General features: G+C 43.0%; 8 protein-coding genes. 2 read left to right on the forward strand and 6 right to left on the reverse strand.

The window, feature by feature from the left end:
• Nucleotides 1–70: 70 nt before the first annotated feature.
• The 3 genes from H5123_RS01155 to H5123_RS01165 all read right to left on the reverse strand — a co-directional run bounded on the left by H5123_RS01155 (nucleotide 71) and on the right by H5123_RS01165 (nucleotide 2595).
• Nucleotides 71–1204, reverse strand: a complete 1134-nt coding sequence (locus H5123_RS01155) for a MalY/PatB family protein (RefSeq protein ID WP_182696740.1) — start codon at nucleotides 1202–1204, stop codon at nucleotides 71–73.
• A 285-nt stretch (nucleotides 1205–1489) separates the two neighbouring features.
• Nucleotides 1490–2149, reverse strand: coding sequence for a thiopurine S-methyltransferase (locus H5123_RS01160; protein WP_124015110.1), 660 nt, complete (start codon nucleotides 2147–2149; stop codon nucleotides 1490–1492).
• Between the two features lie 98 nt (nucleotides 2150–2247).
• Entirely contained in the window at nucleotides 2248–2595 is a 348-nt protein-coding gene (locus tag H5123_RS01165) for a hypothetical protein (RefSeq protein ID WP_124015111.1), read from the reverse strand.
• A 289-nt stretch (nucleotides 2596–2884) separates the two neighbouring features.
• Between H5123_RS01165 and H5123_RS01170 the strand changes: the two genes are divergently transcribed.
• A complete protein-coding gene (locus H5123_RS01170) occupies nucleotides 2885–4711 on the forward strand; it encodes a protein kinase domain-containing protein (RefSeq protein ID WP_182696741.1) in 1827 nt (608 codons plus the stop codon).
• A gap of 142 nt (nucleotides 4712–4853) precedes the next feature.
• Here the strand turns inward: H5123_RS01170 and H5123_RS01175 are convergent, their stop codons facing one another.
• The 3 genes from H5123_RS01175 to H5123_RS01185 all read right to left on the reverse strand — a co-directional run bounded on the left by H5123_RS01175 (nucleotide 4854) and on the right by H5123_RS01185 (nucleotide 12674).
• A complete protein-coding gene (locus H5123_RS01175) occupies nucleotides 4854–7250 on the reverse strand; it encodes a zinc-dependent metalloprotease (RefSeq protein ID WP_182696742.1) in 2397 nt (798 codons plus the stop codon).
• 39 nt (nucleotides 7251–7289) lie between these two features.
• Complete coding sequence (locus H5123_RS01180) at nucleotides 7290–11000, reverse strand: response regulator (RefSeq protein ID WP_182696743.1); 3711 nt, start codon at nucleotides 10998–11000, stop codon at nucleotides 7290–7292.
• A 279-nt stretch (nucleotides 11001–11279) separates the two neighbouring features.
• Nucleotides 11280–12674 (reverse strand): PhoH family protein, encoded by a 1395-nt coding sequence (locus tag H5123_RS01185; RefSeq protein ID WP_182696744.1) that lies wholly within the window; start codon nucleotides 12672–12674, stop codon nucleotides 11280–11282.
• Between the two features lie 324 nt (nucleotides 12675–12998).
• On the opposite strand from H5123_RS01185, the gene rapA reads away from it, so the two are divergent.
• Nucleotides 12999–15905 carry an RNA polymerase-associated protein RapA gene (gene rapA / locus H5123_RS01190; RefSeq protein ID WP_182696745.1) on the forward strand — a complete coding sequence of 969 codons (2907 nt, stop codon included), beginning with the start codon at nucleotides 12999–13001 and terminating at the stop codon, nucleotides 15903–15905.
• Nucleotides 15906–16013 lie beyond the last annotated feature (108 nt).

Raw genomic sequence — 16013 nt, forward strand, 5'->3', positions numbered from 1 at the left:
CTGGATGAAGGGTCAATTTTTTTACTTTATATTGATATTACCCGTAAAAAAACAAAAGTTTTGCCGGCGGTTAAACGTCTCTGCCCTGCAGTTTTTTAATGGCTTCGACTAAATAATCTCGTGAACAGCCGAAATTCAAGCGAAAACAGTCTTTATCACCAAAGTCTCTGCCCGCTGATGGGCCGACACCTTTGGCTTCACACCAGGCTTGCGTATCGGTAACTTGCAACCCGCTGGCATCAACCCAGAGTAAAAAAGTTGCCGCGGGTGCGATAGCTTTTAAACCGTCGATTTTGTTAATTTCAGTGACTAAATAATCGCGATTTTCTGTTAAATAAGCCACTTGTTGTTGATGCCACTCATCACAATGTCTGAAGGCTGCATTGGTGGCAGTAAGGCCTGTCACAGTGACCGATGGCATAATTCCACGGGCGGCATGGTTAAAGGCTGCTCTTAATTTTGCGTTGGGAATAATAGCAAAAGACGTACCTAATCCCGCAATATTGAAGGTTTTACTCGCGGCCATCAATGTCACTGAATGCTCAGCCAACTCTGGGTGCGCACTGGCAGGTAAATGTGGCACGTCATCTAAAATTAAATCACAGTGTATTTCATCCGAACACAGCATGACGCCATGCTTTGTGCATATTGCTGCAATTGTGTCGAGTTCTGCTTGGTTTAAGACTGTTCCAAGCGGATTCATTGGATTACACATAATAAATAAGCTGGCTTTGGGATCCGCGGCCGCCGCTTCTAAGGCATTAAAATCGAGTGTCCAGCGCCCTGCCACTTTTATCGAACCTATACAGGTTCGGTTGAGATGATTAATACCCGCTGCAGCTAATATAGGAGGATAATTGGGTGTTTGTACGATAACCGTATCCCCTGTTTGGCAATATGCTTTAATAGCCACATTAAACGCCGGCACTATACCCGGAGTCCACACTAGCCAACTGGGATCAATCTTCCAGTTATATTGACGTTGACACCACGCCACAACGGCCTCACAGGCATCGGTATCGTGAGCCGGTGAGGTATAACCGAACAGACCATCATCAATGCGCTGATGTAAGGCAGATAAAATAGGTTCAGCACAGCGAAACTCAGTATCAGCAATCCACATAGGCAATATATCTGTACCTTTGTATTTTTCCCATTTATGGGCTTTTGACCATCTGCGGTCAGGTTTATCACTGAAATTCATTGCGGATCCTTTGATTATTCATGTGGTAGCCTACAGAAAATAGCTGACTTAGCCTGTTGCTATTAACCCTTGGTTTGGCCTTAGTTATGCTTTTACTCTACCTGTGCAGCTAGACTCGGTCCGTGAGCTGGCAAATTTAGCGGCAATTTATGCCGACGCTGAAATCGATTTGTGTCCACCGATAACGCTGAAAGCATAACCCTTATGCTCTCCACTGCAATGGCTTAACAAACTATTGAGCCTAAAAAACCTACAGAGTATATCGGTAGGTTTTTGGGGGCATTGTTATGATTTTCGAGTCAATTTATACACAGCTTCATTAAGCCAAGGCACCTGTTTATAAACAAACCTAGAGTTATCGGCCAACACGTCAGCACACTCAAGTAACTCGACCGTAAAATAAGCTGTTAAGTAGGTTTCAATCCAGGTTGGACTCACAGCAAACGGTGGTCCTTTTAGGGTTTCTTGTGGGTAATCAAGGGTAATGAGTAAACCACTAACATCAGCAGGCACTAGTGCAGCTAGTGTATGAACATACTGTTGGCGCATTTCTTCAGGCCAAGCAATCAGTGCCGCGCGATCATAAAAGCCGCTAATCGATGATGTTAACTGGGAAGGTAGAGTAAAAATATCACCTTGATATAAGGTCACTTGCTCGGCAGAGAATACCGCGTGATCATTAATACGAGACTCTTGATACACTATATCGTTATCAGTAAAAAAATCTTTTACCGCGATTAAGCTTAATTCACAGCCTAACACCGTATGACGCTGTTCGGCCAAATAAAACATATCTAACGATTTACCACATAAAGGAACAAACACCTCACTATTTTCAGGTAAGCCCAAATGCGGCCAATATTTTACTAAAAATGGGTTCACTTGGTTTAGATGAAAACCGATTTGTTGTAATTGCCATTTTTCATGCCAAAAGCTGGGTTCCATAATGCTATTCTTCAGTCAAGTTGCTAGTGTTGTGCAGGCTACTTTAAAGACTAAAAAAAAGGGATGCAACTGCCGTTACTGATTTAGCAATATGCGACCTAGGCTTTGCCGTCTAGAGTCATTTGTACTTGCCTTAACCAACGACAGTTTTCACATTGGCACTTTCTTCGCGACATATGGTGTGGGCTTAAATTAGAATCGATGTAATCAACTGCGATTAATAATTGCTGCTTTAATTCGTCGATTGACTTCAACTCAAGTGCGACCATTTCATCATTATGATTAATCCACACACATTCTTCACCCTGATGACATGTTATGCATTGCTCATCACTTTGATTAAAAAATACCGCATGAGGACAATGGGTCACTTCCATAGACTGTAAAATTCGCTGCCGAGGAAAATTAAACAACTGAATTAATTCAGCTTTATTTATATTATGCATATAACCTCTCACAAAAAACATTCATTAACTGCTGCAACCATAATACCCAGTGTTGATTCATTTTGATTTGATATAGGTCAAGGTTTACATATCGGATTTTTTTAGATAGGAAGCCGCTGTTAATCAGTTAAAAATAGCGACTGATATAGGCTCTTTGAGTGATTTGCAGCTAAAAAGGTTAAATAGACTTTATGATATATCAATGGATATCGCATGTTTTAAATAACAGCACTTGCCGTCGTAAGGTTAATCAAGGTTTAATGAGTTAACAGTCAATGGAGGCTAATCTTTGCAAACACCGCAACTGCAGCACTTTTATATTAACGAAGAGCAGTCTATCTACCTGCTAAGCGCTAATGACGCCCGTAAGCATAAAGCATGGGTTCGTCTGTGTAAGCAACAGCTCAGCAAGCTGGGATATCAACAAATTGAATTTATTGGTAAAGGCGCTTATGGTTTTGTGTTTGCAGGAGTCAATGAGTTTAACCAGTCGCATGTGTTTAAATTCTCAAGAGTAAATTTACCCCAAAGTGTTCAAGATAGGCTGGAAGAAGAAGCCTATATGCTCAGCCAAGTGCATCATCCTAACGTGCCTGGAGCAATTAAATTTGAACGCGTTGGTAAGCAGGGAATATTAGTCATGGAGCGGGCTCAAGGCGAAGATTTAGACAAAATTTGTCAGCGATTAGGTGCCTTGCCTCCAGTAATGGTGGTGAGTATTGCCAGGCAATTGGCTAATATTTTATATTATCTGCGCAAAGGCAAGCCTCTAGTACACGGCGATATTAAGCCATCGAACTTAGTTTATGATATTGAAACCGACAAGCTATCATTAATCGATTGGGGGTCTGCGGTATTTGCTCAGCGAGATGAACACAACCGCGCGGTTGATGACAATGTTATGTCTTTATTATCCAGCGATCAGCAACATACCAATGCTCGCATGGGAGATGTTTACTTTATTGGTGACGAGCAACTGAGTGGCGCATTATCAACACCAAGATTTGACGAGCAAGGCGCAGCTGCAACCCTGTATGCACTCGCCTCAGGCCAAATCAGTCGTTTCGGCACCAAAGTCATTCCAGCCACCAGCATAGGATTGCCCATAGAACTGGCAAAAACACTCGATGCAATGCTCAGTGACGATGTAGAACGGCGCAATCTTGCTGGTGATTATTTCCTCAAAAGTTTGCGTCACAGCCATAGAATGCATTTACCGATATTATCGACTCCGCCGTTAACACCCGACATTCCAGTGTGGGCTCAACCGCGCTCAAAAACGGTTGAAACCGTGAGTTATAGTTCACGAAAATCATTTTTAAAAGAGCACAATACTCAAGATCCCATTGCTAAAATGGATGATGTGCAACTGGATAAATATTATCGTAACTTTATGGCCGGTATGGCTGATACCGAAAAAGGCTTTATTGCTGCAGTAGGCCGTTTAGCACAGTATCCGATTGTCGGTGGTCTCGTGATCCATTGGCAAGAATCAGGGGTGTTTATTGACTCCAATTTAGCCATTTACGATCCCGACAGCAAAGCACCGTTAATATTAGCGGTGAATAACATGGTCACTATGGCGCGGGGAATTAAACGAATCGGAGTATTTAAAGCTTGTTTCTTCAATGCTAAAGATACCTTACATCTTGAGCGGAAAAGCACTGAGCACCAATATAAAATAACCGGTGAACTGCAAATGCCTTTTGAAGTCGGTGATGTGCCCACTTTAGAAGACAAATCTCGGCTGCATTCATATTTTGAAGACGGTAAAGATCCAGAAGAAAACTTAGAACTACCAGCTGAAATCATGACAGAACTTGGCTGGTTAAACCAAATACATCACACAGGTTGTATTATTTTTGAAGCGCTACCAAACCACTTAAAAATTCATAGCTATTTACGGTTATTAAATCCACGTAAACAAGCTTCGTTTCGGGCCTGTTTAGATCGTATTATCGCTCATGCCAATAAAATTCAAGGTCATGGTATTTCAGGCTTCATGAAACTGCCCTACAAGAATACCCGTCAATTTAGCCATATTGATCGTAAAGCAGATAACTTCTATCCTAAAAACCCTAAAAAGATTGATCATCAAGTTGCGCATAATGAGTGATGAAACTATATGCCATCATCCACTTTAATATTTTAACCACATAACAAGCATGTTTTAAAGCTGCCACAAGCTAAAACGCGACCCGATAGGGTCGCGTTTTATTAGCCGTTAAAAATATTTGCCGTAAAAATAATGGGCTATGTTAAATCGGCGAGCCAGGTGGCATGTCCACAGGCTTAGTAATAAGTCGATAACTTGAGTCATCCATACCTTTGGTTATCCCTTGAAATAACCAATCATAATGTGCTGATTGATAATCGCTACCACGATTACTGCGGCGTTTAAGCTGCTTGATAATATAATCAACTCTTGCCGCCAACTGGGCTTTCACTTCAGGGGCTGTTTTAGAATTATGATACGTCGCTAATAGGCCATCAATCACCACAGTGTTCACCCGCATTTGCTCTGCTAAGCCTTGTCCACTAGGTAAATCTTGGTACAAGGTTGCGCCAACAAGTTTATCAACTAATTTAACCACCGACAGCTGCTGACTATCACCCATATAGGCCTGACTGACTCGATTTAAACGCTCTGGCGCTAATAGTTGAGTCACAACATGACGGCTCATGACTTCAGCCATCGCAGCAGGATCGGTAATCACACCTAAGTTTGATCCAAAACTTTCACGGGTTTTAGCATAGTTTCCCGCTTTAGGTACCAAAGCTTGCAATACATTATTCGGCACTAATAAACTCTTGGTTTGCAAACTCGTCAACAAGGTATCGAGTGCAGCAAATTGCATTTCAGGGCGAATATAATTCCAACGTACACCAGCGCCGACTTGTTGATAACTGTAATCTGTTCCGCCGATCCACTTCGCTGCGGCGTCGATTTGATAACGAGTCAGCAAGTAGATAGGCACAAACACATCGGCTAATTCGCCATGGGGCTCATCGGCTAATAATGCATCTGAATTAAAATCGTCAATCGCTTTACGGCGCACGGTTTCTAAACGCACTAACTCAGCAACAGCATCGTTACCACGATCCCATAAACTGGCATATGCATTACTGGCGCTAACACTGCGAGAATCTGCTTCACCAATATAACGAAAACCTTTAGTCAAGGTCGATGTTAACAATGCATCAGTTTGTTTTATATCACCATAACCATACGCTATGGTGTATTTATCCCACTCACCAATACCTTCACGATATGGGGTGGCGATATCGATTTTATCGTTTTGAATACTGGCATATGGGTGCGGATAATCCATCACCGATGCATCATCATTTGTTGATGCGGCAAAGTTATGATCCAGTCCTAAAGTATGGCCCACCTCATGCGCGGCTAACTGACGAATACGAGCAAGTGATAATGCCATTGCCGCGTCGGCGGCGGCTTTACGATCTGGCCATCCAGCAATCAGTCCCCTAGCGATGAGGTGATCTTGGCGAACTCTCAAACTGCCTAAGGTGACATTACCTTTAATAATTTCACCCGTTCGCGGATCGGTAACCGCTGCGCCATATGACCAGCCTCGGGTGGCGCGATGTACCCATTGGATCATGTTATAACGCACATCTTGAGGGTCAGCACCTTCGGGCAGTAATTCCACCTTAAAACCATCGATAAAGCCAGCGTCAGTAAAGGCCGTTTCCCACCAGCGGGCGCCTTCGAGTAAGGCGCTGCGGATCGGCTCTGGTACACCGGGATCAAGGTAATACACAATGGGCTTAACCACTTTGCTAGGCGCATCCCCAGGCGTGACCTTCTGTAATCGGTGGCGTAATAAATGACGTTGTATCAGCGGTTGATCAACCGCAGTAGAATAATCGGCATATTGATCAGACAAATAACCGCTCATAGGATGATAATTGCGGGCTTGATAACCGGCCTCTGGCAGTTGTACAAATGAATAACGCACCCGTACAGACAGCATTTTACCGTCTGGAGTGACTTGCTCAACTTGCTTACCCGCTTTGCTAGCCGTAAAGGTTAAATTAACATCAACATCTGCATTTCGTGCAAACGATTTAATCCCTTGCGGTAAAATGACGGAACGGCTGCTGTCTAAGCTATAGGTGCCTTGATTGGTTGCCGCCAACACATCAGTTACACCATGCAAATCATTAATCACTAGGTCATTAATTGCAACGATTGCCGTTTTACCTGCCACAACTTTACCGCGCCATAAAATCGACTCAGCAAAGGCTTGTGTAACCGCTTGGCGTTCAGCGACATTATCACTAGAGGCGCGAAAATTAGGATTAAGCTGCTTTAAAATAATGAAAGGGCCGTGCTGTTCAAACTGCACCATGCGGGTTTGGCCTAATTGGCCACGATCTAAACCAATATCATTTGAACCCACACCATGAGGTAAGCTGGTCAGCAATAAAAAGGGTTGATTGAGTTTATCTGCTTGTAGGTATAACTCAGCGGATTTAGCATCGTAAAATAGATTGATAAAGCCTGTTGCAGCCTCAGCATTGTTGATTATTGTTTGGGCTGAGTCGCTAGCCGCTATTGCGGCTGTAGAAAATAATGTTGCTGGCGTAATCGCCAGCAACAGTGCCAATGAAATACTACGGCGGACCATAATTAATCTCCTTGTCGGTAATGTCCTATCGTCAAAAGACTACTCGTCTTGATGATTGTGTTTATATGTAATCCAATGCGATAAGGTTTCAAATAATTCAGTAAGCACAATTGGCTTAGTGATATGGGCATTCATGCCTGCGGCTAAACTTTTTTCTTTATCACCGGACATTGCATGGGCAGTCATGGCAATAATCGGCATTTGTTCTTTACTAAAACGTTTGCGTAATTCTGCGGTAGCGGTTAATCCATCCATTATTGGCATTTGAATGTCCATTAACACTGCATCAAACGGCTTAGAATCGATCACATCTAACGCCACTTGGCCATTATCGGCAATCACCACTTCATAACCGGCACTTTTGAGTAATTCAGATGCCACTTGTTGATTAATAAAGTTATCTTCAACCAATAGCACTAAACCGGATGCTTTAGTAGGTTCGGCTTCAATAATAACCGGCATAGCATTAAGCTTTGGCTCTTTGGCAAAAGCATTAATAATTTCATCAAACAAGGCCGAAGCTTTGAACGGTTTTTGTAATACCGCATAAACAGAATCTTTTTGTAATTCATGGTCTAATGGTTCTGCGGCATAAGCTGTCATTAAAATAATAATCGGACGTTTTTCTAAGCTGCCGTCTTCAATCATTTGATCAACGGCTTTAATCACGTCACAACCGTTCATTACTGGCATCATCCAATCTAGCAACAATAAATCGACCGGCTTTTTACGTAAAATCTCCAGAGCCTTTTGGCCGCTGTCGGCGGTATTCACTCCAAAGCTGAAATCTGTCATTAATGTAGAGTAAATCTGTAATGCACTTGGGTTGTCATCAACCACCAGTGTAGTGAGATTATTTAATTGTTCTGGCACCACTAATGGCTCGACGACTTGTTCTTCGGCAATTTCAAAGCTAATGGTAAAACTGAAGGTACTGCCCGATCCTAGCTCGGACTCTACTTGCATGGTGCCGCCCATCATCGACACTAAATGTTTACTGATCGATAAACCTAAGCCTGTGCCGCCATATTTACGTGTGGTTGAACCATCGGCTTGTGAAAAGGCATCAAACAGCATTGCTTGTTGATCTTTACTGATCCCAATACCAGTATCGCGTACCCAAAACTTCATGGTAATGCGGTCGTCACGCTCACCCACATCTTCACAACCCAGCTCAACTTCACCCGTTTGGGTAAATTTAACCGCATTAGACAATAAATTAACGATGACTTGGCCCAAACGCAGCGGATCGCCGTACAGGATAAGTCCTGCGGTGACTGGCGCATACAGCAGTAATTCAACGCCTTTTTCTTGCGCTTTCATGGCATTAATATCAATAACATGATCAAGCACTTTATCCAGCGGGAAAGCGACTCTTTCTAACTCTAATTTACCGGCTTCGATTTTAGAAAAATCTAGAATATCGTTGATAATGCGCAATAACGACTGCGCCGAGAAGCCAGCTTTATGAAGGTAATCTTGCTGTTGCGGGGTTAAATTAGTCCGTTGCGCCAACTGCAGCATGCCAATAATCGCGTTCATTGGCGTGCGAATTTCATGACTCATGTTAGCCAAAAACTCACTCTTATACATATTGGCCAATTCAGCATCTTGTTTGGCTTCGAGCAAGGCCACTTCGTTACTCTTCTGACGGGTAATGTCTTTGTGAGTACCTAGCATCCGCTTACTGCAACCGTCCTCAGAAAATTCGACTGCGCGACCTCTGGATAACACCCAGTAATACTGGCCATTTTTACCGCGCATTCTGAACTCAATTTCATAAGTACCAACCGGATCACGCACATACTGAGAGCGATATTCCTGCACCCGGTCACGATCGTCAGGATGATACAATTCATCGATTGATTCGAGTAATGGCGGAAATTCATGGGCTTGATAACCCAACATCGAATAGAAGGCCGGATTACAAATAATCTGTTCCGAATCAATGTACCAATCCCACAATCCATCTTCTACCGCATCCATAGCAAGATGATAACGTTGCTCTGACATCCGCAATTGTTCAGCTGCCTCGTACTCACGAGTAATATCACGCCAAACGGAAATCAAACCTAATAGGTCGCCACGGCGATTATAAAATGGCAGTTTAAAGGTATCGAGTAATACTGGTTTACCTTCAATATTTACCCGCTCTTGGTAACGTAATGAATGCTGTTGGGTCAATACTTTGTTATCTTCCTCACCAATGCGCTGGCCCTGCTCTGGGCTAACCACTTCTGATGAGGTTAAGCCAATAATCTCATTTTCGCGGTAACCCAGCATTCTTTCTGCTGATTTGTTACAGCCTAGATATTTACCTTCTTTGTCTTTAAACACAATCGCTTCAGGGATTGAGTCGATTAATGACCGCAGTAGTGCAAATTCACGTTCACGGCGCTCAGTCGTTTCACGTAAACGCTGAGTTCGGCGCGCCACTAAGTTATCTAAGCGTTTATTTTGTTCGGCTAGATGATGAGTATATTGGCGGTTTTCTTCAAAAATACGGCTCACCAGTGCAAACCACGGCTCCCAGCCATGAGTCATTTTTTCCGGCGGTCTGATTGGTGTTTGAGAACACGCTTCCAAATGTGTTAGCAAGCGTGAAGCTGGGCTAACGAATGCACGACGCGTTTGCCAATGCACAATAGTGACCAGCAGTGACAAGGCCAGCACCACTAACAAAAAGCTCAGTTGCAGCTTGTCCCACGAATCTTTAAATAAATCATCTTCATCTTGCAAATACAGCAAGCGCCATGGGGCGTTATGCAGTGCAACGCTGTGAATATAATAGCCGTTACGTAAAATGCCTTCGTGGGCATCAAATAACTCAGATTCAGACAACGAATGTAACTCTGCCGGAATGCGCTGGCTAATGTGATAAACCTTATTCATCTCATTAGAATCAAAGTCACTGTGAGATAAAATATTGTTTTGCTGATCAAGCAAAATCACCGTACCAGGCATTTTAAAGTAAGTACGAATTTGCTTATCTAACGACGATAAGGTCATGTCTAAATTAATCGAACCAATAAACTCATCGTCTAAATATACCGGTAAACCTAGCGTAGTAATTAAGCCTTGGTGGGCTGAGTCAATGTAGGCCTCACTCCAAAATACGCTGCGTTGCGGGTTCATTGAAGGGGTCGATAATTGAAACTGTTTCTTATTGAGTAATTCATCTCTAAAGCGTAAGTCATTACTTTCCCATGGGTAAAATGACATCATTCGACGTTTAGAAATATAATAAATTGATGAGGCTTTAGGGGCTGCTTCTTTGGCAACGGGGAAAGATAATGATAGCTCAAACAGCATTTCCAACTCTTGGTAGAAGCTCTCACTACGTCCTTCTAGTGAGCCCGCACCAGTAATCCTGCCCATGTTAGTAAATGGCAAGCCGCTGTTAGCGTAATTGGGTTCTAAGGTAAAATACTGGCCATCTTCGTTAAACTTTTCATATTCTGGTAAGCGTTGTTTACGCACAAACTCACCCAAGCGTAGATGATCAACAGCCACATCACGTAAACTTTTCACTGCGCGAATACTCGACTCGAGCAATAAGTCGATTTGCATAACATGACGGGCAACCTGCTCTTCTCGCTGTTGAATTTGCTGCTCTTTTTGACGTTCAAACATAATGCCTGCCGTCAGTAACGCCATCACAATTACCCCGATATAAGTGTAGAACACCGCTCGGTTATAATTACGTTGAATAGGAGATTTTAGTTGTAAATCTGGCTCAGTCGGTTTCATTAACCACCCTTGATACAGCGTAAAAAAAGACCCGCTGTCGAACGAATAACACCAAAAAATTCGGTAATATAAAACTATTGATTATGATATCAGGAACATAAGCTCAAGCACATGTATTAATAGCCCAAGGGACTTGCCCAACCTGCGGCCAGTCAACATCACAGACCTTAAGACTTATTTAAAAGATTGATAATACATAAGGTTATCCAATGTAACCTTATGTATGTATGAGAATATCAGCTTCTTTGGTGCAGATAACGCTTTCTATTGGTTAACCGATTACAGATGCTCCTCAGCAAATTCAGCTAATCGTGAACGAACCACACCATTGAGATAAATATTAGCGCTGCCTTCAAAGTCTTTAAAACGCTCGACTATGTAGGTTAAGCCTGACGTCACTGCGGTTAAGTAAGTCGAATCTATTTGGGCTAAATTACCACTGCAGATCAGCTTAGTACCCTCACCCATTCGAGTGATCATGGTCTTAATTTGTGATGCGGTGAGGTTTTGGCATTCATCTAAAATGACCACTGAGTTTTGAATCGAGCGACCACGCATAAAGTTAATCGACTTAAATTGAATGTTGGCCTTTTCCATTATGTAGTTCACGCTGCCGCTAGGGTTAACATCATTTTTGTGGAGCACTTCTAAGGTATCGGTAATTGCAGCTAGCCAGGGAGTCATCTTCTCTTCCTCGGTGCCAGGTAAAAAACCTATCGACTCAGCAATTTCGGGGGTGTTACGAGTTACAATGATTTTGTCGTAAAGTTTACGCTCAACCACCAGCTCTAATGCAGCCGCCATGGCTAATAGTGTTTTACCGCAGCCAGCGGGCCCCGTCAGAATAATCAGTTCGATATCAGGATCCAGCAAGGCATCAAGTGCCATGCCTTGATAAATATTCTTCGGTTTAACCCCCCAAGCTTGATGATGCAATAAGCGATCGCGGCCACGATCAATGATCTCTAGGTATTGATCTGTTTTACTGGCAACACGGCCGCAAAAATCGGAACTGTCGTCAATTAAATACTGATTAAGATAAAAGTTTTCATTACCAAGATGCTCCAATGGTACTTGATGAACAGTATGGCGGTCTTTGCGATCGGTAGAGACTTTATCGATATTTTGCCAAAAATCACCCGGGAACTGGTAAAAGCCTTTAGCAAGAAAGCGCACATCATCAATCAATTGATCAGTACGATAATCTTCTACTCGCTCAATACCCGCGCCTTTGGCCTTTAAGCGCATGTTAATGTCTTTGGTAACGAGCACTACGGTGCGGGGAAAATGAAGTTTTTGTAAATGCAGCGCGGTATTAATAATGCGGTTATCGTTATTATCACCAGGGAGTGAGCCGATAATAAAATCTATTTGATGATCAGGAAAAATCGACAAATGCCCTGATACCTCAGCATGCTCCTCGCGAGTAGGTAATGGAACGCCTTTTAAAATTTGCTCCGGAGTGGTGGGTCCCCCCAAAATATCTTCTAATGCTCGTATGGCAACCCGAGCATCACGACTCACATCTCGCTTCCTGTCCTTAATACTGTCGAGCTCTTCTAACACAGTCATGGGAATAATTACGTCATGTTCTTTAAACGAATATATCGCTAAAGGTTCATGCAGTAACACGTTGGTATCCAGTACAAACAACTTTTTGTCGTCTTGTTGCATGGTGCCTCCAGAGTGCTCTCAATGAATAGAATCAGTATCACTTAGCTAAACGTATAACATTAAAGGGATAATTAAAGTCTTTATTGAAAACAGGCCATTGCCATAACAATGCTGCCTTCATAAAATATGCCACTGGCTGAAGAAAAACTCAATGTCATCATTAACGCCTTTGTTTCACACTATGACGTCAATGTGACGCTAACATGTCAAGATGGTGTAAAAATGAACATCTACACGATAAATCAATGCTAGAATTTCAATCTGGATGGGTTTGGTTTAACATACGCCCCCTTTTTTGTTTCACGCAATAAATGAGAGTAGAAGATGCCGTTTGCCTTAGGTCAACGCTGGATAAGTGATACCGAGTCAGAACTCGGATTAGGAACAGTCGTTCAAGTTGAAGGCCGCATGGTTACGCTGCTATTTCCTGCCACTGGAGAAAACCGGATGTTTTCTCGCAGTGAAGCTCCCTTAACCCGGGTTATTTTTAACCCCGGAGACACTGTCGAAAGCGGTGAAGGTTGGAGTATCACCATTGAAGAGCTTGAAGAAAAAAATCAATTGGTGATTTATCACGGGATCCACAGCGAAACCAAAGAAAAGGTCAGTCTTCGTGAGACGATGCTGAACCACAATATTCGTTTCAATAAGCCCCAAGACCGTTTATTTGCTGGGCAAATTGATCGCTTAGAACGCTTTGGTGTACGTTACCAATGTCAGTTATTACGCCACAAATTAGCCACATCAGACTTACTCGGTCAGCAAGGCCCACGAGTTGGCTTAATTGCTCATCAACAATGGATTGCTCATGAAGTCGGTAGTCGCTATGCGCCGCGAGTATTATTGGCCGATGAAGTAGGGTTAGGTAAAACCATTGAAGCGGGTTTAATTATTCATCAGCAGTTACTCACAGGTCGTGCTGAACGCATTTTAATTATCGTACCCGATACGCTACGTCACCAGTGGTTAGTTGAAATGTTACGTCGCTTTAATTTACGTTTTTCAGTGTTTGATGAAGATCGTTGTGTTGAAGCTTATGCCGACAATGATAATCCGTTCTATACCGAACAATTGGTTATTTGTTCACTTGATTTATTGCGTAAGAAAAAACGTCTTGAACAAGCTGTCGATGCCGATTGGGACTTAATGGTTGTCGATGAAGCTCACCATCTAGAATGGTCAGAAGATGCGCCAAGCCGTGCCTATAAAATCGTTGAAGCGTTAAGTGAAGTCGTTCCTGGCGTATTGCTCCTTACCGCGACCCCTGATCAACTGGGTCATCAAAGCCACTTTGCCCGTTTACGTTTGCTCGATCCAGATCGTTTTTATGACTACGATGCTTTTTTAGCAGAAGAATCAAGCTATAAAGATGTCGCGCAAGCCGCTGAAGCATTAAGTAAAGACAGTAAATTACCCGACAGCGCCATTAATAGCTTAACCGAATTGCTGAGCGAAAAAGACATCGAGCCAAGTATCCGCTTGATCCAGTCAAAGGATGTTGATGCCGAATCACAGCAAGCGGCACGTCAAGAATTACTGCAAGAATTACTCGATCGTCATGGTACCGGCCGCGTTCTTTATCGTAACAGTCGCGCCTCAGTGAAAGGGTTTCCTAAGCGTTTGTTTAATGCCTACCCACAAGACATGCCAGCACAATACGTTACCGCGGAACGTGTCAATGCCATGATGGGCAGCGCCAAACAACCACAAGATAAAGCCGCTCAGGCATTGAGCCCTGAAAAACTGTATCAAGCTTTTGAAAGCGACAGTGCCAGTTGGTGGAAATTTGATCCTCGAGTAGATTGGTTAATTGAGTTTTTAAAGTCTCACCGCAGTAAAAAAGTACTGATTATTGCCAGCCAAGCTGAAACGGCTTTAAGTCTTGAAGAAGCATTACGTACTCGCGAAGGTATTCAGGCAACAGTTTTTCATGAAGAAATGTCGATTATTGAACGTGACAAAGCCGGGGCGTATTTTGCCCAAGAAGAAGGCGGTGCTCAGGCATTAATTTGTTCTGAAATCGGTTCTGAAGGTCGCAATTTCCAATTTGCTAGCCACCTAGTACTGTTCGATTTGCCGCTTAACCCTGACTTACTAGAGCAGCGGATTGGCCGTTTAGATCGTATTGGTCAGCTAAACGATATTCAAATTCATTTACCTTACCTGCGCGATACCGCCCAAGAAAGATTAATGCGTTGGTATCATCAAGGATTGAATGCGTTTGAACTCACTTGCCCGAGCGGACATGTGTTATTTAACGAATTTGCTGATGAGCTGATTAACGTGCTGTGCGACGATGATGAAGAGATAATGACCCAGTTACTCAATCATACTCAGCATCGCTACAAAGAGCTTAAGCAAGCAATGGAGCAAGGCCGCGATAAACTGCTAGAGATCAATTCTCATGGCGGCGAGCGTGCTAATGCGTTAATTAAACGCTTGTCAGACAGTGATAATGATACCCATCTAATCGGTTCAGTGATCCGTTTATGGGACATTATTGGTGTTGATCAAGAAGATCGTGGTGAAAACTCGATTATCTTACGCCCTAGTGAACATATGATGTTCCCAACGTATCCTGGACTGCATGAAGATGGCATCACAGTCACCTTCGATCGCACCACGGCGTTGGCACGTGATGACATTGCCTTTATTTCGCAAGAGCACCCTTTAGTACAAACTGGCTTAGATTTAATCACCGGCTCAGATACCGGCACCACCAGTGTGGCCATTCTAAAAAATAAGGCGCTACCTGCAGGTACCCTGTTTTTAGAATTGATTTACATGGCCGATGCCTCGGCGCCAAAAGCGAGTCAGCTATACCGTTATTTACCACCCACTCCTATTAGAGTGTTGCTGGATAAAAATGGCTTAAACATGGCAGACAAAGTGGATTATGCCAGCTTTGATAAGCAACTTAGTGCGGTTAACCGTCATATTGCCAGTAAGCTTGTTAATGCATCGCAGCCTATTTTGCACCCTTTATTGGCCAAAGGTGAAGAGTTTGCCAAGCAATCGCTAGCACAGTTAGTGGTCGATGGCCGCGCTAAAATGACTCAGCAACTCACTGGCGAATTGGAAAGACTAGAAGCCTTAAAAGCAGTTAATCCGAACATTCGTGAAGACGAACTAGAATATATTCGTAATCAAATGGTCGAATTAACGGGCTATATGGACAACAGTCAATTACAGCTTGATGCAATACGTATGGTGCTTGTTAGCCACGTATAACGCTTAACTCGTTGTTGCAATAATATCGTGTAAAAAATGCCCTGTTTATCAGGGCATTGTTTTTACTCATCGTTATACATTAAGCTAATCATATTAAGTGTTTTTTAC

This window comes from Shewanella sp. SR43-4 (genome assembly GCF_014163845.1).
GTDB lineage: Bacteria > Pseudomonadota > Gammaproteobacteria > Enterobacterales > Shewanellaceae > Shewanella > Shewanella vesiculosa.

Excerpts from the sequence above, each read along its gene's own strand:
- H5123_RS01155 (WP_182696740.1), bottom strand. The coding sequence starts at position 1,204 with ATGAATTTCAGTGATAAACCTGACCGCAGATGGTCAAAAGCCCATAAA.
- H5123_RS01160 (WP_124015110.1), bottom strand. The coding sequence starts at position 2,149 with ATGGAACCCAGCTTTTGGCATGAAAAATGGCAATTACAACAAATCGGT.
- H5123_RS01165 (WP_124015111.1), bottom strand. The coding sequence starts at position 2,595 with ATGCATAATATAAATAAAGCTGAATTAATTCAGTTGTTTAATTTTCCT.
- H5123_RS01175 (WP_182696742.1), bottom strand. The coding sequence starts at position 7,250 with ATGGTCCGCCGTAGTATTTCATTGGCACTGTTGCTGGCGATTACGCCA.
- H5123_RS01180 (WP_182696743.1), bottom strand. The coding sequence starts at position 11,000 with ATGAAACCGACTGAGCCAGATTTACAACTAAAATCTCCTATTCAACGT.
- H5123_RS01185 (WP_182696744.1), bottom strand. The coding sequence starts at position 12,674 with ATGCAACAAGACGACAAAAAGTTGTTTGTACTGGATACCAACGTGTTA.
- rapA (WP_182696745.1), top strand. The coding sequence starts at position 12,999 with ATGCCGTTTGCCTTAGGTCAACGCTGGATAAGTGATACCGAGTCAGAA.